Annotated in this window: 23 protein-coding genes; 19 read left to right on the top strand and 4 right to left on the bottom strand. The window is 75.9% G+C overall.

Annotated elements, in window-relative coordinates; translation table 11 throughout:
• Positions 1–180 precede the first annotated feature (180 nt).
• The 3 genes from resB (at position 181) to ACI79G_RS23730 (ending at position 3,055) form a co-directional block, all read left to right on the top strand.
• Positions 181–1,743 (top strand): cytochrome c biogenesis protein ResB, encoded by a 1,563-nt coding sequence (resB, locus tag ACI79G_RS23740; RefSeq protein WP_456883494.1) that lies wholly within the window; start codon positions 181–183, stop codon positions 1,741–1,743.
• A complete protein-coding gene (gene ccsB / locus ACI79G_RS23735; RefSeq protein ID WP_456883493.1) occupies positions 1,733–2,668 on the top strand; it encodes a c-type cytochrome biogenesis protein CcsB in 936 nt (311 codons plus the stop codon). The genes resB and ccsB overlap by 11 nt, the downstream gene beginning before the upstream one ends.
• A gap of 150 nt (positions 2,669–2,818) precedes the next feature.
• Positions 2,819–3,055 carry a hypothetical protein gene (locus ACI79G_RS23730; protein ID WP_456883492.1) on the top strand — a complete coding sequence of 79 codons (237 nt, stop codon included), beginning with the start codon at positions 2,819–2,821 and terminating at the stop codon, positions 3,053–3,055.
• A 138-nt stretch (positions 3,056–3,193) separates the two neighbouring features.
• Here ACI79G_RS23730 and ACI79G_RS23725 read toward each other — a convergent pair whose 3' ends face one another.
• Positions 3,194–3,400 carry a hypothetical protein gene (locus ACI79G_RS23725; RefSeq protein WP_091213534.1) on the bottom strand — a complete coding sequence of 69 codons (207 nt, stop codon included), beginning with the start codon at positions 3,398–3,400 and terminating at the stop codon, positions 3,194–3,196.
• A gap of 77 nt (positions 3,401–3,477) precedes the next feature.
• Here ACI79G_RS23725 and ACI79G_RS23720 point away from each other — a divergent pair, with 77 nt between their 5' ends.
• Entirely contained in the window at positions 3,478–3,951 is a 474-nt protein-coding gene (locus tag ACI79G_RS23720; protein ID WP_456883491.1) for an Lrp/AsnC family transcriptional regulator, read from the top strand.
• Positions 3,935–4,249 carry a DUF4229 domain-containing protein gene (locus ACI79G_RS23715; RefSeq protein WP_456883490.1) on the top strand — a complete coding sequence of 105 codons (315 nt, stop codon included), beginning with the start codon at positions 3,935–3,937 and terminating at the stop codon, positions 4,247–4,249. The genes ACI79G_RS23720 and ACI79G_RS23715 overlap by 17 nt, the downstream gene beginning before the upstream one ends.
• Positions 4,250–4,322: 73 nt before the next feature.
• Here the strand turns inward: ACI79G_RS23715 and ACI79G_RS23710 are convergent, their stop codons facing one another.
• Both ACI79G_RS23710 and menE read right to left on the bottom strand, forming a co-directional pair.
• Complete coding sequence (locus tag ACI79G_RS23710) at positions 4,323–5,195, bottom strand: 1,4-dihydroxy-2-naphthoate polyprenyltransferase (RefSeq protein ID WP_456883489.1); 873 nt, start codon at positions 5,193–5,195, stop codon at positions 4,323–4,325.
• Positions 5,196–5,198: 3 nt separating this feature from the next.
• Positions 5,199–6,332: an o-succinylbenzoate--CoA ligase gene (menE, locus tag ACI79G_RS23705; RefSeq protein WP_456883488.1), complete on the bottom strand. Its 1,134-nt coding sequence runs from the start codon at positions 6,330–6,332 to the stop codon at positions 5,199–5,201.
• A 41-nt stretch (positions 6,333–6,373) separates the two neighbouring features.
• Here menE and ACI79G_RS23700 point away from each other — a divergent pair, with 41 nt between their 5' ends.
• From ACI79G_RS23700 to ACI79G_RS23685, 4 genes are all read left to right on the top strand, one after another.
• Complete coding sequence (locus ACI79G_RS23700; RefSeq protein ID WP_456883487.1) at positions 6,374–7,309, top strand: o-succinylbenzoate synthase; 936 nt, start codon at positions 6,374–6,376, stop codon at positions 7,307–7,309.
• Positions 7,306–9,006 (top strand): 2-succinyl-5-enolpyruvyl-6-hydroxy-3-cyclohexene-1-carboxylic-acid synthase, encoded by a 1,701-nt coding sequence (menD, locus tag ACI79G_RS23695; RefSeq protein ID WP_456883486.1) that lies wholly within the window; start codon positions 7,306–7,308, stop codon positions 9,004–9,006. The genes ACI79G_RS23700 and menD overlap by 4 nt, the downstream gene beginning before the upstream one ends.
• Positions 9,007–9,206: 200 nt before the next feature.
• Positions 9,207–9,359, top strand: coding sequence for a hypothetical protein (locus ACI79G_RS23690; RefSeq protein WP_456883485.1), 153 nt, complete (start codon positions 9,207–9,209; stop codon positions 9,357–9,359).
• On the top strand, positions 9,359–9,706 hold the full coding sequence (locus tag ACI79G_RS23685; protein ID WP_456883484.1) for an iron chaperone: 348 nt from the start codon (positions 9,359–9,361) through the stop codon (positions 9,704–9,706). Before ACI79G_RS23690 ends, ACI79G_RS23685 begins: the two co-directional genes overlap by 1 nt.
• 6 nt (positions 9,707–9,712) lie before the next feature.
• Here ACI79G_RS23685 and ACI79G_RS23680 read toward each other — a convergent pair whose 3' ends face one another.
• Positions 9,713–10,987 (bottom strand): isochorismate synthase, encoded by a 1,275-nt coding sequence (locus ACI79G_RS23680; RefSeq protein ID WP_456883483.1) that lies wholly within the window; start codon positions 10,985–10,987, stop codon positions 9,713–9,715.
• 35 nt (positions 10,988–11,022) lie between these two features.
• Here ACI79G_RS23680 and ACI79G_RS23675 point away from each other — a divergent pair, with 35 nt between their 5' ends.
• The 10 genes from ACI79G_RS23675 to nuoH all read left to right on the top strand — a co-directional run.
• Positions 11,023–11,748 carry a demethylmenaquinone methyltransferase gene (locus ACI79G_RS23675; protein ID WP_456883482.1) on the top strand — a complete coding sequence of 242 codons (726 nt, stop codon included), beginning with the start codon at positions 11,023–11,025 and terminating at the stop codon, positions 11,746–11,748.
• 163 nt (positions 11,749–11,911) lie between these two features.
• Complete coding sequence (locus ACI79G_RS23670; RefSeq protein ID WP_456883481.1) at positions 11,912–13,171, top strand: geranylgeranyl reductase family protein; 1,260 nt, start codon at positions 11,912–11,914, stop codon at positions 13,169–13,171.
• Between the two features lie 43 nt (positions 13,172–13,214).
• A complete protein-coding gene (locus ACI79G_RS23665) occupies positions 13,215–13,577 on the top strand; it encodes an NADH-quinone oxidoreductase subunit A (RefSeq protein WP_456883480.1) in 363 nt (120 codons plus the stop codon).
• Positions 13,578–13,587: 10 nt separating this feature from the next.
• Complete coding sequence (locus ACI79G_RS23660) at positions 13,588–14,268, top strand: NuoB/complex I 20 kDa subunit family protein (RefSeq protein ID WP_456883479.1); 681 nt, start codon at positions 13,588–13,590, stop codon at positions 14,266–14,268.
• Positions 14,265–15,002, top strand: coding sequence for an NADH-quinone oxidoreductase subunit C (locus tag ACI79G_RS23655; RefSeq protein ID WP_456883478.1), 738 nt, complete (start codon positions 14,265–14,267; stop codon positions 15,000–15,002). The genes ACI79G_RS23660 and ACI79G_RS23655 overlap by 4 nt, the downstream gene beginning before the upstream one ends.
• 10 nt (positions 15,003–15,012) lie before the next feature.
• Complete coding sequence (locus ACI79G_RS23650; protein WP_456883477.1) at positions 15,013–16,344, top strand: NADH-quinone oxidoreductase subunit D; 1,332 nt, start codon at positions 15,013–15,015, stop codon at positions 16,342–16,344.
• A complete protein-coding gene (gene nuoE, locus ACI79G_RS23645) occupies positions 16,344–17,396 on the top strand; it encodes an NADH-quinone oxidoreductase subunit NuoE (protein WP_456883476.1) in 1,053 nt (350 codons plus the stop codon). The genes ACI79G_RS23650 and nuoE overlap by 1 nt, the downstream gene beginning before the upstream one ends.
• A 1-nt stretch (position 17,397) precedes the next feature.
• Entirely contained in the window at positions 17,398–18,726 is a 1,329-nt protein-coding gene (gene nuoF / locus ACI79G_RS23640; protein WP_456883475.1) for an NADH-quinone oxidoreductase subunit NuoF, read from the top strand.
• Complete coding sequence (locus ACI79G_RS23635) at positions 18,723–21,215, top strand: NADH-quinone oxidoreductase subunit G (RefSeq protein WP_456883474.1); 2,493 nt, start codon at positions 18,723–18,725, stop codon at positions 21,213–21,215. The genes nuoF and ACI79G_RS23635 overlap by 4 nt, the downstream gene beginning before the upstream one ends.
• The coding region (gene nuoH, locus ACI79G_RS23630) for an NADH-quinone oxidoreductase subunit NuoH (protein WP_456883473.1) at positions 21,212–22,682 on the top strand (1,471 nt) is incomplete at its 3' end. The genes ACI79G_RS23635 and nuoH, both read left to right, overlap by 4 nt.

The raw sequence follows: 22,682 nt of genomic DNA, 5'->3' as shown, positions 1-22,682 counted from the left end.
CCCCCCCCCCCCCCGCCCCCCCCCCCCCCCCCCCCCCCCCCCCCCCCCCCCCCCCCCCCCCCCCCCCCCCCCCCCCCCCCCCCCCCCCCCCCCCCCCCCCCGCCGCAGCCCCCTGCCCGCCCCTCCCTCGGCGCCCGCGTCGGGGGCCTGTGGCTGCGCTGGTGGCGCCGGCTCACCGCCATGCGGACGGCGATCGTCCTGCTGTTCCTGCTGGCGCTGGCGGCGATCCCCGGGTCCCTGCTGCCGCAGCGCTCGCTGAACCAGAACGCCGTCCGCCAGTACGTCGCCGACCACCCGACGCTGGCGCCGGTGCTCGACCGGCTCTACGCCTTCGACGTCTTCAGCTCGCCGTGGTTCGCCGCGGTGTACCTGCTGCTGTTCGTCTCGCTCATCGGCTGCGTCGTCCCCCGGCTGGGCGAGCACGTCCGCGCCCTGCGGGCCGCTCCGCCGCCGGCACCGCGCCGGCTGCAACGGCTGCCCGACTCCGCGGAGCTGGCCACCCCGCTGCCCGGCCCGGCCGCCCTCGACGTGGTCGAGGAGGAGCTCCGGGTGCGGCGCTTCCGCGTCGTCCGCCGGAACGGGGCCGTGTCGACTCCGCCGGGTCCTGCGGCGTCCGGCCCGGAGCTCTCCGCGGAGAAGGGCTCCTGGAAGGAGACCGGCAACCTCCTGTTCCACCTGTCGCTCGTGGCGCTGCTGCTCGGCCTGGCCGGGGGCAAGCTGTGGGGCTACGAGGGCAGCATCCTGGTCACCGAGGGCCAGGGCTTCTGCAACTCCTTCCAGCAGTACGACACCTACTCCTCCGGCGCGCTGGTCGACGGCGCGGACCTCACCCCGCTCTGCATCGACCTCGAGGACTTCCGCGCGGAGTACGAGGAGGACCTGACCGCGGCCTCCTACACCGCCGACATCCGCTACGGCGGGCCCGGTGAGGAGGGCGAGGCGACGACGATCGGCGTCAACGACCCCCTGCGGGTCGACGGCGACCGCGTGTACGTGACCGGGCACGGCTACGCGCCGCGGTTCACCGTCACCCTCCCCGACGGGACGGCGTTCACCGACGTCTCCGCGCCGTTCCTGCCCTCGGACCAGACGACGATGTCCAGCGAGGGCGCGCTCAAGCTCCCCGACCTCGGCGCCGGTGTCGAGGACCAGCTGGCGCTCGAGGGCTTCTTCGCACCCACCGGGCTGATGCAGGGCGGCGTCCTGACCTCGATCGACCCGCGGCCGCTCAACCCGGAGGTGGCGGTCCTGGCCTACCAGGGCTACCTCGGCCTGGACTCCGGCCTGCCCCAGTCGGTCTACTCCCTCGACCGGAGCCAGATCGAGCGCGGCCGGCTCACCGAGGTCGGCCGGGCCAACCTGGCGGTCGGCGAGACGCTGACCCTGCCCGACGGAACGGCGGTCACCTTCACCGGCGTCGACCAGTTCGCCGCGCTGCAGTTCTCGCACGACCCCGGGCAGGTCTGGGTGCTCGGCGCGGCGATCGCCCTGCTGGTCGGCCTGCTGGCGCTGCTCCTGCTGCGCCGGGAACGCTTCTTCGCCCGCGTCGGCCCCGCCCCCGACGGCGGCGGTACCGTGCTCTCGGTCGGTTCGCTGACGCGGGGCGGCGGCGAGAGCGCCACGTCCTTCGCCGAGCTGACCGGGCGGCTGCAGGCCGCGCTCGACGAGCGCGCCCCGACCCCCTCCGCCCCGCCGTCCGGCGGGGCCGCACCGGAACCGGAGGTCCCCCCGCGTGACCGTTGACCAGTCGCTGGCCGACCTGTCGGACACCCTGTTCTCGATCGCCGTCGCGCTCTACTCGGTCGCCGTCGTGGCGTTCTCGGCGCAGCTGGCGTTCGGCCGCCGTCCGGCGCGCCAGCTGGTCCCCGCCGGGGGAGGGGCACCGGCCGAGGCGCCCGCCCCGCCGGCGCGCACCGACCGCTGGGGGCTGGCCGGGCTCGCCGTCACCGCCGTCGGCGCCGTCGTGCACGCCGGCGTGCTGGTCACCCGCGGGATGGCAGCCGACCGGCTGCCCTGGGGCAACATGTACGAGTTCGCCACCGCCGTCGTCCTGGTCGGCGTGGTGGTCCACCTCGTGCTGGCCGTCCGGGTGCCGGCCGTCCGCGACATCGGCGCCTTCGTGCTCGCGCCGGTCGTCATCGCCCTCGTGGCCACCGGGCTGTTCCTCTACACCGAGACCGGGCCGCTGGTCGCCGCGCTGCGCTCGAGCTGGCTGGCCGTGCACGTCTCCACGGCGATCCTCGGCTTCGGCATCTTCTTCGTCAGCGGCATCGCCAGCGTGCTCTACCTGCTGAAGCTGCGCTCCGACGCCCGCGGCGCCGAGGCCGAGGGCTCGTTCCTCTCCCGGCTGCCGAGCGCGGTCACGCTGGACCGCGTCGCCCACCGCACCGCCGTCTTCGGCTTCCCGATCTGGACCTTCGCCGTCATCGCCGGCGCCATCTGGGCCGAGAGCGCCTGGGGCCGGTACTGGGGCTGGGACCCCAAGGAGACCTGGGCGTTCATCGCCTGGGTGGTCTACGCCGGCTACCTGCACGCGCGGACGACGGCCGGCTGGCGGGGGCGCCCCGCGGCGTGGGTCAACGTCGTCGGCCTGGGCGTGATGGTCTTCAACCTGCTGTACGTGAACATGGTGTCGACCGGCCTGCACAGCTACGGCGGGCTGGACTGACGGAGGCGCGCTCGTCACACCAGGCGACAGGGGTCCCCCGGCTGGGCGGCGTGTCGGTGACGTGGCGGGTGCGGCCGTGCTTCCATGCCCCCATGTCGCGCCGGAGGGGAGCTCCCCGTGGGTAGGCACTCTGCTTCCGAGGGGGCCGCGGTGCACCCCGTGGTGGCCGCCGCGCTCGCACAGCGGTCCGCGGACGTGCCGGCCGGCCGGCACGGCGACCTGCGCGCCGAGGAGAGCGAGAGCGGCCTGGGCTGGCCGGGCGACCCGACGACGCACGAGGGCCTGGGCTGGCCCGGCGGGATGACCCAGGAGACCGTGGTCGCCGCTCCGCCCGCCGAGGAGCCACAGCGGCGCCGCGGGTGGCGCCGCCTCTTCCGCGCCGCCTGAAGAAGGGCTCCTCTGCCCCCACCACTCGGTGGAGGACCCCGTCCTCCCCACCCCTCGCGAGCTCGGGGCGGGGCCAGGGACGGGGTCAGGGCCCCTGCGGAGGGGCCGCGAGACGCGCGCCTCGGAGGGTCCGGGCGGCTACGCCGGGGAGCCGTCGTCGCGCCGGGTGCGGCGCTCCAGCTCGCGCAGGAACTCGGGGTCGTCGTCCGGCGCGATCGGGCGGACGGCGCGCTGCGGGCGCGGCGGTCGGGGCGCACGCACCCGGCCGGGACCACCCTTCTCCGCCGCCCGCAGCACCAGCACCACCACGGCGACCGCCACCACGAGCACCACCACGAAGGCCATGGCGGCCCACCCCCCTCGTCGATCGAGCCCGAGTCCCCTCCACAGTACGTGCGCGGGCGATACTCGGACGCGCACCCGTGCGGCCCCGGCAGGAGGAGGACGCCATCGACGCCGTCGACCAGCAGCTGATCGACCTGCTGCGCGCCAACGGCCGGGCGAGCTACGCCGAGCTGGCCCGGCGGGTGGGCCTCTCCTCGCCGGCGGTGCACGAGCGGGTCGGCAAGCTGGAGACCGCCGGCGTCATCACCGGCTACCGGGCGGTGGTCGAGCCGGCGGCGGTGGGGCTGGGCGTCACCGCGCTGGTGAGCGTGATCGAGAGCGACTCGGTCGACGACACCGGCGTCGAGGCCGGACTGGCCACGCTGCCCGAGGTGGAGGACTGCTGGCGGGTGGCCGGCAGCGAGGGCTACGTGCTGAAGGTCCGCGTGACCGACATCCCGGCACTGGAGGCCACCATCAGTGCGTTGAACCGGATCAGAGGCGTCGCCCGCACGCGGACGACGGTCGTGTTGAGCACCAAGTGGGAGGGCCGCCATGGCGGAGAGGGCTGAGCCGGCGGTGCCGGGTGCACCGACCGGGGGGCCGGCGGCGCCGCCGAGGATCGCGCCCTGGCTGGTCGTCTACACCGTGGGCCGGCTGGCCATCGCCGCCGCGCTCGTGCTGCTGCTGTGGGTGCTGGGCCTGGACTTCTGGTCCGGCGCGCTGTTCGGCCTGCTGCTGTCGATGCCGGTCTCGTACCTGCTGCTGCGGCCCTCGCGCGAGCGGCTGACCGAGGGGCTGGCCGCGCGCAGCGTCGCCCGTCAGCAGGCCAGGGCCGCGCGGGAGGCCCGCCTCACCGGCGAGGGCTGAAGGACCCTCCCGGCCGGCCCCGTCCGGAGGCTCGCCGCGAGCCGGCGAGCGGGGAGGAGGACGGGGTCCTCCTTCAGCCGCTGAGCGCGAGCCCGGCGCCCAGCAGCACGCCGGTGGCCAGCGTGAGCAGGCCGGTGCCCTGCAGCGCGGCGATCAGCGCCGGGCCGCGCCCACCCGAGAGCACGGTGCGCACGGGCGGCACCGCCAGCGGGACGGCGAGCAGCGCCAGCAGCGCCCAGGGCCGGGCGACCCCGATGGCGACGACGACGGCGAACGCCACCGCGGGCAGCAGCGCGAACGCGACCCGGGTGCCGCGGTCGCCGAGCAGCACGGCCAGCGTGCGTTTGCCGACGGCGGCGTCGCCCTCGATGTCGCGCAGGTTGTTCACGACCAGCAGCGCCACCGACAGCAGGCCGATCGGCACCGCGGCGGCGACGGCCAGCCCGTCGACCGAGCCGGTCTGGGCGAACGTCGTCCCCACGACGGCCACCAGGCCGAAGAAGACGAAGACGAAGACCTCGCCCAGCGCCCGGTAGCCGTAGGGGAGCGGGCCGCCGGTGTAGGTCCAGGCGGCCGCGATGCAGACCGCGCCCACCGCGACCAGCCACCAGCTCGACAGCGCCGCCAGCGCCAGCCCGGCCAGCCCCGCGATCGCGAAGGAGGCCAGCGCGGCGACCAGCACCTGCCGCGGGGTCGCCGCGCCCGAGCCGACCAGCCGCATCGGCCCGACCCGGACGGCGTCGGTGCCGCGGGTGCCGTCGGAGTAGTCGTTGGCGTAGTTGACCGCCACCTGCAGCGCGAGGGCGACCAGCAGGGCCAGCAGCGCCGGCACGGGCCGGAAGCCGTCGAGCGCCGCGGCGGCCCCGGTGCCCACGAGCACCGGGGCGAGGGCGGCGGGCAGGGTGCGGGGGCGGGCGCCGGCCAGCCACTGCGCGGGGGTGGCCACGGTTCAGGACCTCCGGTGGGTCACGGCGGCGGCGACACCGCGGCGGTCCGGCTTGCCGGTGTGCAGGGTCGGGACGGCGTCGATGCGGTGCAGCTCGCGCGGCGCGGCGGGTCCGCCCAGCCGCTCGGCCACCCACGGGCGCAGCGCCGCGAGGTCAGGCGTCGCGCCGGGCGCCGGGACGACGGCGGCCACCACCCGCTGGCCCCACTCGTCGTCCGGCCGGCCGAAGACGACGGCGTCGACGACGTCCGGGTGCTGGCGCAGCACGCCCTCCACCGCCTGCGGGGCGACGTTGACCCCGCCGGTGACGACGACGTCGTCCAGCCGGCCGTGCACGGTCAGCCGGCCGGCTCCGTCGAGCGTCCCGGCGTCGCGGGTGCGGAACCAGCCGCCGGCGAAGGCGGCGGCGGTGCCCTGAGGATCGAGCCGGTAGCCGGTCGCCAGCACCGGGCCGGCGAGCTCGATCCCGCCGTCGGTCACCCGCACCCGCACCCCGTCCAGCGGCTCGCCGTCGTACACGCAGCCGCCGGCGGTCTCGGTCATCCCGTAGGTGGTCACCACGGCGACGTCCTCGTCACGGGCCCGGGCGAGCAGGGCCGCGTCGGTGGCCGCACCGCCGACCAGGACCGCGTCGAAGGCGCGCAGCGCGGCGGGCTCGGCGTCGAGGTACCGGCGCAGCTGGGTGGGCACCAGCGAGGTGCAGCGCCGGCCGGCCGGCATGCGGGCGACGGCGGCGGCCAGCGGCTCTCCCGAGCCGAGCACGGTCGGTGCGGTGCCGCCGAGGACGGAGCGGCAGAGCACCTGCAGGCCGGCGATCGCCGAGACGGGCAGCGCGAGCAACCAGGCACCGGGACCACCGAGCCGGTGCAGCGTGGCCTCGGCCGAGGCGCGCACCGCACCGGCCGGCAGCAGCACGCCGCGGCCGCCGCCGGTCGAACCGGAGGTGACGACGACGAGGTCGGCGCCGTCCTCCAGCGGCTGCTCGGGCCGCAGCACCGCCCGGGCCGCCTCGACGGCGGCCGGCGGACCCGCGGGCAGCACCGCGAGCGGCGCCGTGCCGTCCAGGGCGGCGCGCACCTGCGGCACGAGCGCGAGGGGATCGGCCGGCGCGGGCACGGAGGTCAGGTGCCTGGGCACGAGGTCCGAGGCTACTGCGCGCCCGAACTACGCTTGCTGACGTGATCGACACCGACGGGGCGCGGGTCTGGTCGGTGCCGATGCGGACCCGCTTCCGCGGCATCGACGTCCGCGACGGCGTGCTGGTGCGGGGCCCCGCAGGCTGGGGTGAGTTCTCCCCGTTCTGGGACTACGACGTCCCCGAGAGCCGCCGCTGGTGGGCCGCGGCGGTCGAGGCGGCCTGCGACGGCTGGCCGGCCCCGGTGCGCGACGCCGTGCCGGTGAACGTCACGGTGCCGGCCGTCGGGCCGGAGCGGGCGCACGCGATCGCGACCGGCTCGGGCTGCCGGACGGCGAAGGTGAAGGTCGCCGAGCCGGGCCAGACGCCCGCCGACGACCTCGCCCGGGTCGAGGCGGTGCGTGACGCCCTCGGCCCGGACGGCGCGATCCGGGTCGATGCGAACGCCGCCTGGGACGTCGACACCGCGGCCGCGCGCATCCGCGAGCTGGACCGGGTGGGCCTGGAGTACGTCGAGCAGCCGTGCGCGTCGCTCGAGGAGCTGGCCGCGCTGCGCCGGCGGGTCGACGTGCGGATCGCCGCCGACGAGGTCGTCCGCCGCTCGGCCGACCCGCTGCGCGTGGACCTGCGCGGGGTGTGCGACGTCGTCGTCCTCAAGGTGCAGCCGCTCGGCGGGGTGCGGGCGGCGCTCGAGGTGGCCGGGGCGCACGGCCTGCCGTGCGTGGTGTCCTCGGCGCTGGAGTCCTCGGTCGGCATCGCGGCCGGGGTGGCGCTGGCCGCCGCGCTGCCCGACCTGCCGTTCGCCTGCGGGCTGGCCACCGTGGCGCTCCTCGACGGCGACGTCACCAGCGACCCGCTGCTGCCGGTGGACGGCGCGCTCCCGGTGCGGCCCGTGACGCCCGACCGGCTGGCCGAGGTCGCCGCGGGCCCGGAGGTCGAGGCGCGCTGGCGTGCCCGGCTGGACGCGGTGCGCGGGTGAACCCCTCCACCGCCCTCGCCCGGGTGCTGGTCGACGAGCTGGTCCGCGGCGGGGTCACCGACGCCGTGGTGGCGCCCGGCTCCCGCTCGGCGCCGGTCGCGCTGGCCCTCGCCGACGCCGAGCGCGACGGCCGGCTGACCCTGCACGTGCGCATCGACGAGCGGACGGCGGCCTTCCTCGCCCTCGGCCTGGCCAAGGCCTCCGGGCGGCCGGTGCCGGTGCTGACCACGTCCGGGACGGCGACCGCGCACCTGCACGCCGCCGTGCTGGAGGCCGACGCCGCCGGGGTGCCGCTGCTGGCGCTGACCGCTGACCGGCCGCCGGAGCTGCGCGACACCGGCGCCAACCAGACCATCGCCCAGCCCGGGCTCTACGGCGGCGCGGTGCGGGCGGCGGTCGACGTCGGCGTGCCCGAGGCCGGCCGCGAGGAGGCGCAGAACCGCTACTGGCGCTCGCTGGTGGCCAAGGCGTTGCTGACCGCGCGCGGTGCGCTCTCCGCCGACCCCGGGCCGGTGCAGCTCAACCTGCCGTTCCGCGAGCCGCTGCTGCCCGAGGACGCCGACGTGCGGGCCGTCGGCCCGTGGTCCGGCCGGCCGGACGGTGCGCCCTGGACCGGCGGCTCGGTCGCAGCCGTCGTGCGGCCCCCGGACGCCGGGCCCGCCCGCACGCTCGTCGTCGTCGGGGACACGGTGCCCGAGCTGGGCCGTGCCGCCGCGGAGCTGGCCGCGGCGCGGGGCTGGCCGGTGGTCGCCGAGCCGTCCAGCGGCGCGTGGCCGGCGTCCGTGCGCGGCGGTGCGCTGCTGCTCGGGGTGCCCGGCTGGCTGGCCGAGCACCGACCCGAGCGGGTGCTGGTCGTCGGACGGCCGACGCTGTCCCGGCCGGTGTCGCGGTTGCTGGCCGACCCCGCCGTGCGGGTGGAGACGGTGGGGACCTCCCCGCGCTGGGCGGACGCGGGTCGCTCGACGACGTGGGTGGGCGGCCTGCCGGCACCCGGCGCGTCCCCGGGCGGGGCCCCGGTGACCGCCGACCCGGCGTGGCGAGCGGCCTGGTGCGCCGCGGCCGACCGGGTGGGGACGGCGGTCGACGGCGTGCTCGACGCGCTGCCCGCGCTGACCGCCGGGCTGCTCGCCCGCGACCTGGTCGCCGCCCTGCCCGACGGCGCGCTGCTGGTGCTCGGCTCGTCGACGCCGGTGCGCGACGTCGACCGGCTGGCCGTCCCGCGGGCGGGGCTCACCGTGCTGGCCAACCGCGGCGTCGCCGGCATCGACGGCACGGTCTCCACCGCGGTGGGGGCGGCCCGCGTGCACGGCGGCCGGGCGTTCGCGCTGCTCGGCGACCTCACCCTCCTGCACGACCTCCAGGGGCTGCTCGTCGGGGAGGGGGAGCCGCGGCCGGACCTCACCCTCGTCGTCCCGGACAACGACGGCGGCGGGATCTTCGCCCAGCTCGAGCCCGGGCAGCCGCGGTACGAGGCCGGCTACCGGCGGGTGTTCGGCACGCCGCACGGCCGCGACCTGGTGGCGGTGGCCGAGGCCCTGGGCTGGCCGGCCGTGCGGGTGTCGACGTCGGCGGAACTGGCCGACGCCGTCGCGGTGGGTGGGCCGCGGGTGGTCGTCGTCCGCACCGACCAGCGCGCCGAGGCGGAGCTGGCGGGGGCGCTGCGGGCGGCCGCCGCCGAGGCGCTCGACCACGCGTGAGGGGGTGCCCTGGCTGCGGTCGGGACACGGGCGCGGTCGGACGTGTCGGTGGCCAGGCTCCGGGCTCCGCTCGTCGCTGCTCCCGCGGACGGTCCGGGACGTCTACCTCGCGATCCGGGGAACGGCCGCACGCGGGGCCGGACCGCGGCCGTGTCGCAACTCGTTCGCGATCCCTCCGGAGGGCAGTTAGCGTCGCCCCCGTGACGTCGCTGCAGCAGGCTCCTGCCGGGCTCCCGGAGCCCGGGCGGCACCTCCTGCGGCCCACGACGCCGGGGGAGCTGGTCGCCGTCCGCGCGTTCGTCCTCCACGTCCCCGCCCGGGGCGGCACCGAGCCGGCCGCGGCGGCCGGCTGATGGCGGTGCAGGCACCGGTCGACGAGTACCTGGCCGGCCTGCCGCGCGACGTCCGCGAGCGGGTCGAGCAGGTGCGTCAGGCGGTGGCGGCGGCCGTGCCGGGCGCCGACCAGACCGTCCGGTACGGGGTGCCGACGTTCACCGTCGACGGCCGGTCGCTGGTCCAGGTCGCGGTCTGGACGCGGCACGTGGCGCTCCACCCGCTGCCGCAGCAGCTGTCCGACCCCGAGCTGGAGGCGGCCGTGGCCCCGTACCGGGGCGCCGAGGACACGATGCGCCTGCCGCACCGTGACCCGTTGCCGCACGAGCTGGTCCGTCGCGTGGTCGAGGAGCTCGCCCGCCGCTGACCCGCGTCAGCTCTCCAGAGCGGCCTGGAAGGCGGCGAACTTCGCCTGGGTCTCGGCCAGCTCCGCGGCCGGGTCGGACCCGGCCACGATGCCGCAGCCGGCGAACAGCCGCGCCGTGGCCGGGTCGTCGGCGGCCAGCTGGGCGCAGCGCAGCGCCAGGCCGAACTCGCCGTCCCCGCGGGCGTCGACCCAGCCCAGCGGACCGGCGTAGCGGCCGCGGTCCATGCCCTCCAGCTCGCCGATCAGCGCGGCCGCGGCGTCGGTCGGCGTGCCGCAGACGGCGGCGGTCGGGTGCACCGCACCGACCAGCTCGAGCAGCCCGGCACGGCCGCGCGCGCCGCCGCGGCGCTGGACGCCGGTGACGTCGGTGGCCAGGTGGCGCACGTTGGCCAGCGTCAGCAGCTGCGGCTCCTCCGGCGCGGTCAGCGTCGTGCAGTACGGCTCCAGCGCCCGGACCAGCGAGTCGACGGCGAGGGCGTGCTCGGCGCGGTCCTTGGCCGAGGCGAGCAGGCCCGCGGCCAGCCGCTGGTCGTCGGCACCGGCACCGCGGGGTGCGGTCCCGGCCAGGACGCGGGAGGACAGCTCGCGCCCGGTCCGGCGCAGCAGCAGCTCCGGCGTGGCGCCGAGCAGGCCGTCGACGGCGAAGGTCCAGCAGTCGGGGAAGCGGGCGGCCAGCCGGGCGAGCAGTGCACGCGGGTCCAGCGGGGCGTCGGCGGTGACCAGCAGGTCGCGCGCCAGCACCACCTTGGCCAGCTCCCCGGCTCCGATGCGCGCCACGGCCGCGGCCACGGTCGCGCACCACGAGGCCGGGTCGAGCGCGCCGTCGGCGTAGCGCAGCCGGCCCAGCGGCGCCGGGGCGGTCGCGGGCGCGGTGGCCAGCACGTCGGCGGGGTCGGCGTCACCGATCGTGGTCACCCAGGCGGCGCCCTCCCGCCGGCCGACGACGACCTCCGGGACGACGAACACCGACGTCCCGGCGGCCGGGTCGAAGGCGATGCTGGCGAACAGGACGGGTCCGGAGCCCGGCACCTCCGCCCGGTCGTCGACGTCGAGCCCGGCGCTGAGGGTCTCCCACCACTCGGCCGCCTCGGCCAGGGCCCGGGGACCGGTGACCTCCAGCCGGGCCGCCTCGCCCCAGCCGACCAGGCCCTCCGCGCGGCGCACCCAGGACACCGCGCCCGCGGCCGGCAGCAGGTCGAGCAGGGCGGGGGACTCGAGCAGCGGGGTCGTGGTGACGACGGGCGTGACCGCATCCGGGGTGGTCACGGCTGCCACGGTCACGGCTCCAGGGTAGGCAGCCGGTAGCGTCGCCCGTCGTGGCAGATCGGCGAGACAGCGCACACACCGCGGGGTCGCGGGCCGGTCTGGACAAGCAGCCGGCCGACGTCGCGGCCATGTTCGACCGGGTCGCGGCGCGCTACGACCTCACCAACACGGTGCTCTCCGGCGGCCTCGACGCCTCCTGGCGCCGGGCCACCCGCCAGGCGCTCGGCGCACGTCCGGGGCAGACCGTGCTCGACGTCGCCGCCGGGACGGCGGTGTCGACGGTCGAGCTGGCGACCGGCGGCGTGCACGCCATCGCCTGCGACTTCTCCCAGGGCATGCTGCGTGCGGGCGCGGCCCGGCCGGTGCCCAAGGTGGCCGGTGACGCCATGGCGCTGCCGCTGGCCGACGAGAGCGTCGACGGCGTGGTCATCTCCTTCGGCCTGCGCAACGTCGCCGACCCCGACGCCGCACTGCGCGAGTTCGCCCGGGTCACCCGCCCGGGCGGGACGCTGGTGGTCTGCGAGTTCTCCAGCCCCACCTGGGCGCCGTTCCGCACCGTCTACACCGAGTACCTGATGCGCGCGCTGCCGCGGATCGCCCGCGCGGTCAGCAGCAACCCGGAGGCCTACGTCTACCTGGCCGAGTCGATCCGGGCCTGGCCCGACCAGCCGGCGCTCGCCGCCCGGCTGCAGGCCGCCGGCTGGTCCGACGTCGCCTGGCGCGACCTCACCGGGGGCATCGTGGCGCTGCACCGCGGGCGCAAGCCGCTCGCCTGAGCGCCGCTCCCGCGCGGGGCGGACGGGGCGAGACGGAACTGTGACGCACCGATCCCTGGTGCCCACTTGTCACCAAGGTCACACCCCGGCCTAGAGTGGGGACCGGGCCACCTTGTGAAGCAATTCACAAAGTGGCCGGGGAACTCGAACGGAGGGGACCGAGGTGGACGACGGCGACCGGCGGGCCGACGTGGTCGTCGTCGGTGCCGGTCCGGCGGGTTCCTCGGCCGCGTGGCACCTCGCCAGCGCCGGCCTGGACGTCGTCGTCCTGGAGAAGGCCCGGCTGCCCCGCGAGAAGGTCTGCGGCGACGGGCTGACCCCGCGCGCGGTCAGGGCGCTCGACGACATGGGCGTCGACACCACCGGCTGGGTCCGCCACAAGGGGCTGCGGGTCACCGGCGGCGGCCAGGTGGTCGAGGTCGACTGGCCGACGCTGGAACGCTGGCCCGGCCACAGCCTGGTCCGCAGCCGCCGCGACCTCGACGCCGGGCTCGCCGCGCACGCGGTCGCGGCCGGCGCCCGGCTGGTGCAGGAGGTCACGGTCACCGGCCCGCTGCTCGACGACGCCGGCCGGGTGGCCGGGGTGCACGCCGAGGAGGGGCCGGACCGCGCGCCGACGGCCTGGCGTGCGCCGCTGGTGGTCTCCGCCGAGGGCCTCTCCGGCCGGCTGGCCAAGGCCCTGGGCCTGCTCCGGCGGGAGGACCGGCCGCTCGGCGTCGCCGTCCGCCGGTACGTGACGTCCCCGCGCACGCACGACGACTACCTGGACGTCTCCTTCGACCTCTCGCCCGCCGGGCCGAGTCCGGACTCGATGCCCGGCTACGGGTGGGCCTTCGGCATGGGCGACGGCACCAGCAACGTCGGCTTCGGCCTGCTCGACACCCGCCGGGGCACCGGCGCCGAGCCGCGGGCGGTGCTGCGCGAGTGGCTGGCCACCCTGCCGGCGGAGTGGCAGCTCGGCGAGGAGCACGCGGTCACCCCGCTGCGCGGCGCCGGCCTGCCGATGGCCCTGCACCGCGGGCCGGCCTACACCCGGGGGCTGCTCCTGGCCGGCGACGCCGCCGGCACGGTCAACCCGTTCAACGGCGAGGGCATCAGCTACGCGCTGGAGACCGGGCGGATGGCCGCGGAGGCCGCCGTCGAGGGCCTGGCCGCGCCGGAGGGCCCGGCTCGCGAGGCCGCGCTGCGCCGGTACCCCGAGCGGCTGCGCGAGGAGTACGGGCGGCACCACCGGCTGGGCACCGGCTTCCTCGCGCTGCTGGCCCGCCCGGACCTGGTCCGCTTCGCGACCGCGCACGGGCTCAAGCGGCCCGCGCTGGTGGCCCGGGCGCTGCGGCTGATGGGCAACCTCTCCGACGGCCGGGACGGCGACCGGTTCGACCGCGCCGTCGCCGTCCTCACCCGCCTGGCCCCGGCGGTCTGACGTGACCGCCCCCGACCCGACCCACGACGAGAGGTAGGCGCTGGTGCTCTCGCAGTACGTCCCGATCGTCGGCCTGTTCGCGCTGGCCGCGGCCTTCGCGCTGTTCTCCGTGACGGTCGCTCCGTTCATGGGCCCCCGCCGCCACAACCGGGCCAAGCTGGCCGCCTACGAGTGCGGCATCGAACCGGTGGACCAGCCGCTGACCGGCGGCCGCTTCCCGGTCAAGTACTACCTGACGGCGATGATCTTCATCGTCTTCGACATCGAGATCGTCTTCCTCTACCCGTGGGCCGTCGCCAACGACGCGCTGGGCGTCTTCGGGCTGGTCGAGATGGTCGTCTTCATCGGCACCGTGTTCATCGCCTACGTCTACGTGTGGCGACGCGGCGGCCTGGACTGGGACTGAGAGGCCTCGCATGGGACTCGAGGAGAAGCTGCCGAGCGGCGTCCTGCTGACCACGGTGGAGAAGCTGGTCAACTGGACCCGCAAGTCCTCGCTGTGGCCGGCCACCTTCGGGCTGGCCTGCTGCGCGATCGAGATGATGGCCACCGGGGCAGGCCGCTACGACCTGGCGCGCTTCGGCATGGAGGTCTTCCGGGCCTCGCCGCGGCAGGCCGACCTGATGATCGTGGCCGGCCGGGTCAGCCAGAAGATGGCCCCGGTCCTGCGCCAGATCTACGACCAGATGCCCGAGCCGCGCTGGGTGCTGGCGATGGGCGTGTGCGCCAGCTCCGGCGGGATGTTCAACAACTACGCGATCGTGCAGGGCGTCGACCACGTCGTCCCGGTGGACATGTACCTGCCCGGCTGCCCGCCGCGGCCGGAGATGCTCACCGACGCGATCCTCAAGCTGCACCACAAGATCATGAACGAGCCGCTCGGGCCGCGGCGGGCCCGCGAGCTGGAGCAGGCGCGGGCCGAGGGCCGGGCGCCGGAGCTCCACGTCGAGATGCCGTCGTCGGTGCGCGCGGACCGGGAGAAGCGCGCGGCCTACGAGCGGGCGGCGGCCGAGCGGCGCACCGGCCAGTTCGCCATCGAGCAGCGGGGCGGGAACGCGGTGCTGCTGCCGGAGCCGTACGTGCGGGGGAACCGGTGACCGGCCCGGGCGATCGCAGCGGCACGGACGCCGGCCAGGGGGCGGTCGCGCCCTCGGGCGGCTTCCGCAAGGGCGCGTTCGGCGTCAGCGGCAGCGGCGACACCTCCGGCTTCGGCGGCCTGGTCCGCGTCGAGCCCGGCGGCGCGGTCGCGCTGCACTCCACCGACCGGCCCTACGGCGGGTACTTCGACGAGGTCACCGACGCGCTGATCGAGGCGGTCGGGCAGGCGACCTACGACGCCGCGGTGCAGCGGGTGCTGGTCGACCGCGGCGAGATCACCTACTTCGTCGCCCGCGAGCACCTGCTCACCCTGGTGCGGGCCCTGCGGGACGACGAGGCGCTGCGCTTCGAGCTGTGCAGCAGCGTCTCCGGCGTCGACTACCTCGACAGCGGCGGCCCGGCGGCCGGGCCCGGCCGGCCGCGGCTGCACGTCGTCCTCCACCTGACCTCGATGACCTACCGACGGCGGATCCGGCTGGAGGTCGCGGTCACCGCCGAGGACCCGCACGTCCCGTCGGTCACGTCGGTCTACCCGACGGCGGACTGGCACGAGCGGGAGACCTGGGACATGTTCGGCGTCGTCTTCGACGGCCACCCGGCGCTGACCCGGATCCTCATGCCCGATGACTGGGACGGCCACCCCCAGCGCAAGGACTACCCGCTCGGCGGCGTGCCGGTCGAGTACCACGACGCCACGATCCCGCCGCCGGACACGCGGCGGACCTACCGGTGAGGCGCACACGATGAGCACCACGTACAACCCGACCGACCCCTACGCCGGCTCCCGGGAGACGACCGAGGGCCGGGTCTACACCGTCACCGGTGGCGACTGGGACCAGACGCTCGGCACCGAGGCCTACGGCGAGGAACGCCTCGTCGTGAACATGGGCCCGCAGCACCCCTCCACCCACGGCGTCCTGCGGCTCGTGCTCGACCTCGAGGGTGAGACGGTCACCAAGGCGCGGGTGGTCATCGGCTACCTGCACACCGGGATCGAGAAGAACACCGAGTACCGCAACTGGGTCCAGGGCACGACCTTCGTGACGCGGATGGACTACCTGTCCCCGCTCTTCAACGAGGCCGGCTACTCCATGGCGGTCGAGAAGCTGCTCGGCGTCGAGGCGCCGCAGCGGGCGCGGACGATCCGCGTCCTGGTCATGGAGCTCAACCGGATCGCCTCGCACCTGGTCGCCCTGGCCACCTTCGGCATGGAGATGGGCGCGCTCACCGGGATGACCAACGGCTTCCGCGAGCGCGAGATGGTCCTCGACCTGCTCGAGGAGATCACCGGCCTGCGGATGAACCACGCCTACATCCGTCCCGGCGGCCTGGCGCAGGACCTGCCGCCCGGCGCGGTCGAGCACATCCGGGAGTTCCTCGAGGTCATGCCGGCCCGGGTGGCCGACTTCCACAAGCTGCTCACCGGGCAGCCGATCTGGCAGGCCCGGCTCAAGGACGCCGGCTACCTCGACGTGACCGGCTGCGTGGCGCTCGGCGTCACCGGGCCGGTGCTGCGCGCCGCCGGGTTGCCGTGGGACCTGCGCAAGGTCGAGCCCTACCTGGGCTACGAGACCTACGACTTCGAGGTGCCGACCGCCGACACCTGCGACGCGTGGGGCCGCTACCTGGTCCGCATGGCCGAGATCAACGAGTCGCTGAAGATCGTCGAGCAGGCGCTGGACCGGCTGGAGCCCGGGCCGGTCATGGTCGAGGACAAGAAGATCGCCTGGCCCGCGCAGCTCTCCCTCGGGCCCGACGGCATGGGCAACTCCCCGGAGCACGTCGAGCACATCATGGGGCAGTCGATGGAGGCCCTGATCCACCACTTCAAGCTGGTCACCGAGGGCTTCCGGGTGCCGGCCGGTCAGGTCTACCTGCCCATCGAGTCCCCGCGCGGCGAGCTCGGCTACCACGTGGTCAGCGACGGCGGCACCCGACCGTGGCGGGTGCACGTGCGCGACCCCAGTTTCGTCAACCTGCAGGCCACGGCGGCGATGAGCGAGGGCGGCATGATCGCCGACGTCATCGCCGCGATCGCCTCGCTCGACCCGGTCATGGGGGGAGTCGACCGCTGATGAGCGCACTTCCGGGATCGGCCGAGGGGACGGCGGTCACCGGGCTGGACTCCAGCCCGGTCGAGCCGGCCACCGCGGACCTGCCGCCGCTGACCGAGCAGGTCCGGCTGGAGGCGCGGGAGATCATCGCCCGCTACCCGCAGCCGCGCTCGGCGCTGCTGCCGATGCTGCACCTGGTCCAGAGCCACCAGGGCTACGTCTCGCCCGAGGGCGTGGCCCTGTGCGCCGAGGAGCTCGGCCTGACCAAGGCCGAGGTCGGTGCGGTCGCGACCTTCTACACGATGTACAAGCGCCGTCCCACCGGCCGGCACCTGGTCAGCGTCTGCACCAACACGCTGTGCAGCGTGCTGGGCGGGCAGCGGATCTTCGACGCCCTCAGCGCCGACCTCGGCGTCCACCACGACGAGACGGCCGCCGACGGCTCGGTCACCCTCGAGCACGCCGAGTGCCTGGCCGCCTGCGACTACGCGCCGGTGGTCACCGTCGACTACGAGTTCTACGACCAGCAGGACGTCGAGAGCGCCCGCGCGCTGGTCGCCGCGCTGCGCCGCGGGGAGAAGCCGCACCCCACCCGCGGTGCCCCGCTGACCGACTTCCGCGGGGTCTCCCGACAGCTGGCCGGCTTCGACCAGTACGGCGCCGAGGACGCCCGCGCGGCGGCGATCGACGCCGAGGGCTCGATCGGCCCGACGCTGGCCGGGCTGCGGCTGGCCGCCGAGCGCGGCGAGTCCGCCCCGCCGATGCCGGGCCGCCCGCCGGCCGACGAGGCCGAGCCGGCGGGGACCGAGCCGCGCGAGACGACACGGCCCTCCGGCCGCACCGGCGAGACCCCGGAGGCCGAGGCCGCCGACGCCCGCGTCGCCGCGGCCGACACCCCGGCCGAGCGGGCCGGCGCCGCGCAGGCCCACCCGGACAGGGGAGCCGAGTACGGCCAGCCGCGCGGGCGGCAACGGGCCGGCACCGACACCCCGCCCGCGGCCGAACCCGCCACCGGTACGACCCCGCCCTCCCCGCCCAGCCCGAACCCACCCCGAGCCGACGGGAAGGCCTGACATGCCCCTCGCACCCGTGCTGACCTCCCGCTGGGCCGAGCCGCAGTCCTGGCGGTTGTCGACCTACGAGCGGCTCGACGGCTACACCGCCCTGCGCACCGCGCTGTCCATGACCCCCGAGGAACTGGTCGGCCTGGTCAAGGACTCAGGGCTGCGCGGTCGCGGCGGCGCCGGCTTCCCGACCGGCATGAAGTGGAGCTTCATCCCCCAGCCCAAGCCGGGCGAGACGCCCACCGGGCCGGCCGCGATGCCCAAGTACCTCGTGGTCAACGCCGACGAGGGCGAGCCGGGCACCTGCAAGGACCTGCCGCTGATGATGGCCGACCCGCACTCCCTGGTGGAGGGCGTGGTCATCTCCGCGTACGCGATCCGCTCGCACCTGGCGGTCATCTACGTCCGCGGCGAGGCGGTGCACGCCCACCGGCGGCTGGTCAACGCCGTCCGCGAGGCCTACGAGGCCGGCTACCTGGGCCGCGACATCCTGGGTTCGGGCTACGACCTGGAGCTGGTCGTGCACGCGGGCGCCGGCGCCTACATCTGCGGAGAGGAGACCGCGCTGCTCGACTCGCTCGAGGGCTACCGCGGGCAGCCGCGCCTCAAGCCGCCGTTCCCGGCCGTCGCCGGCCTCTACGGCGCCCCGACGGTGATCAACAACGTCGAGACGCTGGCCAGCGTGCCGTTCGTCGTCCGCGGCGGGTCGGACTGGTTCAAGGAGTTCGGGCCGGAGAAGTCGCCCGGGCCGAAGATCTACTCGCTGTCGGGCCGCGTCGTCCGCCCGGGCCAGTACGAGGCCCCCATGGGGACGACGATGCGCGAGCTGCTGGAGATGGCCGGCGGCGTCCGCCCCGGGCACCAGCTGAAGTTCTGGACGCCGGGCGGCTCGTCGACGCCGTACTTCACCCCCGAGCACCTCGACGTCCCGCTGGACTTCGACTCGGTCGCCGCCGCGGGCTCGATGCTCGGCACCACCGCGCTCATGGTCTTCGACGAGACCGACTCGATCGTCGAGGCGACCCTGCGGTTCACCGAGTTCTACGCGCACGAGAGCTGCGGCAAGTGCACCCCGTGCCGCGAGGGGACCTACTGGCTGGTGCAGATCCTGCAGCGGCTGGTCGACGGCCGGGGGACGGCGGCCGACCTGGACCTGCTCACCGACACCTGCGACAACATCCTGGGCCGCTCGTTCTGCGCCCTGGGTGACGGCGCGACCAGCTGCATCAGCAGCTCGCTGAAGTACTTCCGCGACGACTACGTCGCGCTGCTGCCCCCGGAGGAACAGGGCCGCCTGGGCCGCAGCCTCCGGCTCGAGCCCGTCGGAGTCGCCTCGTGACACTCACCAACCCGACCCCCGCGGCCGCGGTCCCGCCCGGCGCGCCGGGCCCGCACACCCCGCCGGACGCCGTCCACTGCACCATCGACGGCTTCGACGTCGCGGTGCCCAAGGGGACGCTGATCATCCGGGCCGCGGAGATGATCGGCGTGCAGATCCCGCGGTTCTGCGACCACCCGCTGCTCGAGCCGGTCGGCGCGTGCCGCCAGTGCCTGGTCGAGGTGGAGGGCCAGCGCAAGCCGGTGGCCTCCTGCACCATGCCGGTCACCGACGGGATGGTGGTGAAGACCCAGCTCACCAGCCCGGTCGCGGACAAGGCGCAGCAGGGCACGATGGAGCTGCTGCTGATCAACCACCCGCTGGACTGCCCGGTCTGCGACAAGGGCGGCGAGTGCCCGCTGCAGAACCAGGCGATGAGCAACGGCCGCGCCGAGAGCCGGTTCGTCGACGTCAAGCGCACCTACCCCAAGCCGCTGCCGATCAGCAGCGAGGTGCTGCTCGACCGGGAGCGCTGCGTGCTGTGCGCCCGGTGCACCCGGTTCTCCCAGCAGGTCGCCGGCGACCCGTTCATCGAGCTGTTCGAGCGCGGCGCCCTCGAGCAGGTCGCCATCTACGAGGACGAGCCGTTCTCCTCCTACTTCTCGGGCAACACCACGCAGATCTGCCCGGTCGGCGCGCTGACCAGCGCGCAGTACCGCTTCCGCGCCCGGCCGTTCGACCTGCGCAGCGAGCCCAGCGTCTGCGAGCACTGCGCCTCCGGGTGCGCGCAGCGCACCGACTACCGACGCGGCAAGGTCGTGCGGCGGCTGGCGGGGGAGGACCCCGCGGTCAACGAGGAGTGGAACTGCGACAAGGGCCGCTGGGCCTTCCGCTACGCCACCGCCAACGACCGGCTCACCACGCCGCTGGTCCGGCGGGACGGCGTGCTGCAGCCGGCGTCCTGGCCGGAGGCGTGGGCGGCGGCGGCCGAGGGGCTGCGCGCCGCCCGCGACGCCGGCGGGGTCGGGGTGCTGCCCGGCGGCCGGCTGACCGTCGAGGACGCCTACGCCTACGCCAAGTTCGCCCGGGTGGCGCTGGGCACCAACGACGTCGACGCCCGCGCCCGCGCCCACTCGGCGGAGGAGCTGGCGTTCCTCATGGCGCACGTCGCGGGCACCGGTCCGGCCAACGGAGCGGTCACCTACGACGACCTGACCAGCGCACCCGCGGTGCTGCTCGCCGGCCTCGAGCCGGAGGAGGAGTCGCCGATCGTCTTCCTGCGGCTGCGCCGGGCGGTGCGCAAGAACCGGCTGGCCGTCTACGACCTCGCCCCGTTCCCGACCACCGCCGCCGAGAAGCTGCAGGCCACCGTGCTGGCCACCCGGCCCGGCGCGGAGGCCCGCTCGCTGGCCGCCCTCGCCGAGGGCACCTGGGGCGGCCCGGCGGTCGAGGCGCTGCGGCAGCCCGGCGCGGTCGTGCTCGCCGGCGAGCGCCTGGCCGAGTCCCCGGGCGCGTTCTCCGCCGTGGTCGCGCTGGCCCGCGCCACCGGCGCCCGGGTGGCCTGGGTGCCGCGGCGGGCCGGGGAGCGGGGTGCGGTCGAGGCCGGCGCGCTGCCGGCGCTGCTACCCGGCGGCCGCCCGGTCACCGACGCCGGCGCCCGGGCGCAGGTCGCCGCCGCCTGGGGCGTCACCGAGCTGCCGGCCACCCCCGGCCGCGACACGAACGGGATCCTCACCGCCGTCACGCACGGGCAGCTGAGGGGGCTGCTGGTCGGCGGGGTCGACCCGGCCGACCTGCCCGACCCGCGCCTGGCCGAGGCCGCGCTGGCCGACGCCGACTTCGTGGTCAGCCTCGAGATGCTGCCCAGCGCGGTCACCGAGCACGCCGACGTCGTCCTGCCGGTGGCCGCCGCCTCGGAGAAGGCCGGCGCCTACCTGGACTGGGAGGGCCGGCTGCGCCCGTTCGACACCACGCTGCACGGCACCGGCCAGCTGCCCGACGGCCGCGTGCTCCAGGGCCTGGCCGACGAGCTGGACGTCGACCTGCGGCTGCCCGCGCCCGAGGTCGCCCGCGCCGAGCTCGCCGCCCTCGGGGTCGTCGCCGAGCGCCCGCGCGTCACCGGCCTGGACGTCGTCCCGCCCGGTGACCCGGAGCTCGCCGAGGACCAGGCGGTGCTCGCCTCGTGGCGGCAGCTGCTGGACGTCGGGACGCTGCAGCGCGACGAGCCCGAGCTCGCCGGCACCGCCCGCCCGCCGGTCGCCCGCCTCGGCGAGGAGGCCGCGCGCCGGCTGGGCCTGGCCGACGGCGACCGGGTGACCGTCTGCGGCGCGATGGGGGAGGTCACCCTGCCGGTGCTCGTCACCGAGATGCCCGACCAGGTGGTCTGGCTGCCGATGCGCTCACCGGGCAGCGAGCTGCGCACCCGGCTGGGCACCCCGCCCGGCGGCGTCGTCCGCCTGACGACCGCATCACCACCCACCCCGGCCACCCCGACGGGAGGTGTGGCGTGACCATCGCGGCCGCCGCCGACCAGCCGACCCTCGCGGACTTCGGCACCGACGTCTGGTGGATCGTCCTCATCAAGATCGTCGGCGTCTTCGTCGTCCTGGTCCTGCTGACGCTGTTCGCCATCGTCTTCGAGCGCAAGGTCGTCGCGCGGATGCAGCAGCGCATCGGCCCCAACCGGGTCGGCCCCCGCGGCTACCTGCAGAGCCTCGCCGACGGGCTGAAGCTGGCGTTCAAGGAAGACATCATGCCGGCGCTCGCGGACAAGCCGGTCTACTTCCTGGCCCCGGTCATCGCCACCATCCCGGCGTTCCTGGCCTTCTCGGTCATCCCGCTGGGGCCGGTGGTCAGCATCTTCGGCCAGCAGACCCCCCTGCAGCTCACCGACGCCCCCATCGGCGTGCTGGTCGTGCTGGCCTGCTCGGCGATGGGCGTCTACGGCATCGTGCTGGCCGGCTGGGCGTCGGGCTCGACCTACCCGCTGCTGGGCGGGCTGCGCAGCGCCGCGCAGATGGTCAGCTACGAGATCGCGATGGGGCTGTCGATCGTCGCGGTGTTCCTCTACGCCGGCTCGATGTCGACCTCGGAGATCGTCGCCGCGCAGGCCGACGGCAACCAGGTCTCCTTCTTCGGCCTGACGTTCACCGGTCCGGGCTGGTTCGCCGTCCTGCTCCCGGTCTCCTTCGTCATCTACGTCATCGCGGTGGTCGGGGAGACCAACCGGGCGCCGTTCGACCTGCCCGAGGCCGAGAGCGAGCTGGTCGGCGGCTTCCACACCGAGTACTCGTCGCTGAAGTTCGCGCTGTTCTTCCTCGCCGAGTACATCAACATGGTCACCGTCTCGGCGCTGGCCGCGACGCTGTTCCTCGGCGGCTGGCGGGCGCCGTGGCCGATCTCGATCTGGGACGGCGCCAACTCCGGCTGGTGGCCGCTGCTGTGGTTCTTCCTCAAGGTCGTCGCCGCGCTGTTCGTCTTCATCTGGCTGCGCGGCACGCTGCCCCGGCTGCGCTACGACCAGTTCATGCGCTTCGGCTGGAAGGTGCTGGTCCCCACCGCGCTGGTCTGGATCCTCGCCGTGGCCACCATGCGCACCATCGCCCGCGAGGCCGACCTCTCCACCGGCCAGGTGGCGCTGTTCGTCGGCGTCCCGATCGCGCTGCTGGTCATCGCCGTGCTGCTCGTCGCCAGCCGGGCCAGCAACCGGGCCACCCGCATCGCGGCGACCAAGGCCGCGGCCGGCTCGATCCACCCGACCGAGGCCGAACCGGAGGTGCTGCCCCCTGCCGGGCCGCGCCGCCGCCCGGCCGACCGCACCGCTCCCAGCCGCGCCGAGGGCGGCTTCCCGATCCCGCCGATGGACCTCGCCGTCCCGCCGTCGCCGGGGGGGGGGGGGGGGGGGGGGGGGGGGGGGGGGGGGGGGGGCGGGGGGCGGGGGGGGGGGGGGGGGCCGGGGGGGGGGGGGGCCCGGGGGC

The sequence above is a fragment of the Geodermatophilus sp. SYSU D00779 genome, from assembly GCF_054050595.1.
The sequence above is the reverse complement of the archived record's forward strand: the minus strand, read 5'-3'. Positions and strand labels throughout refer to the sequence as shown.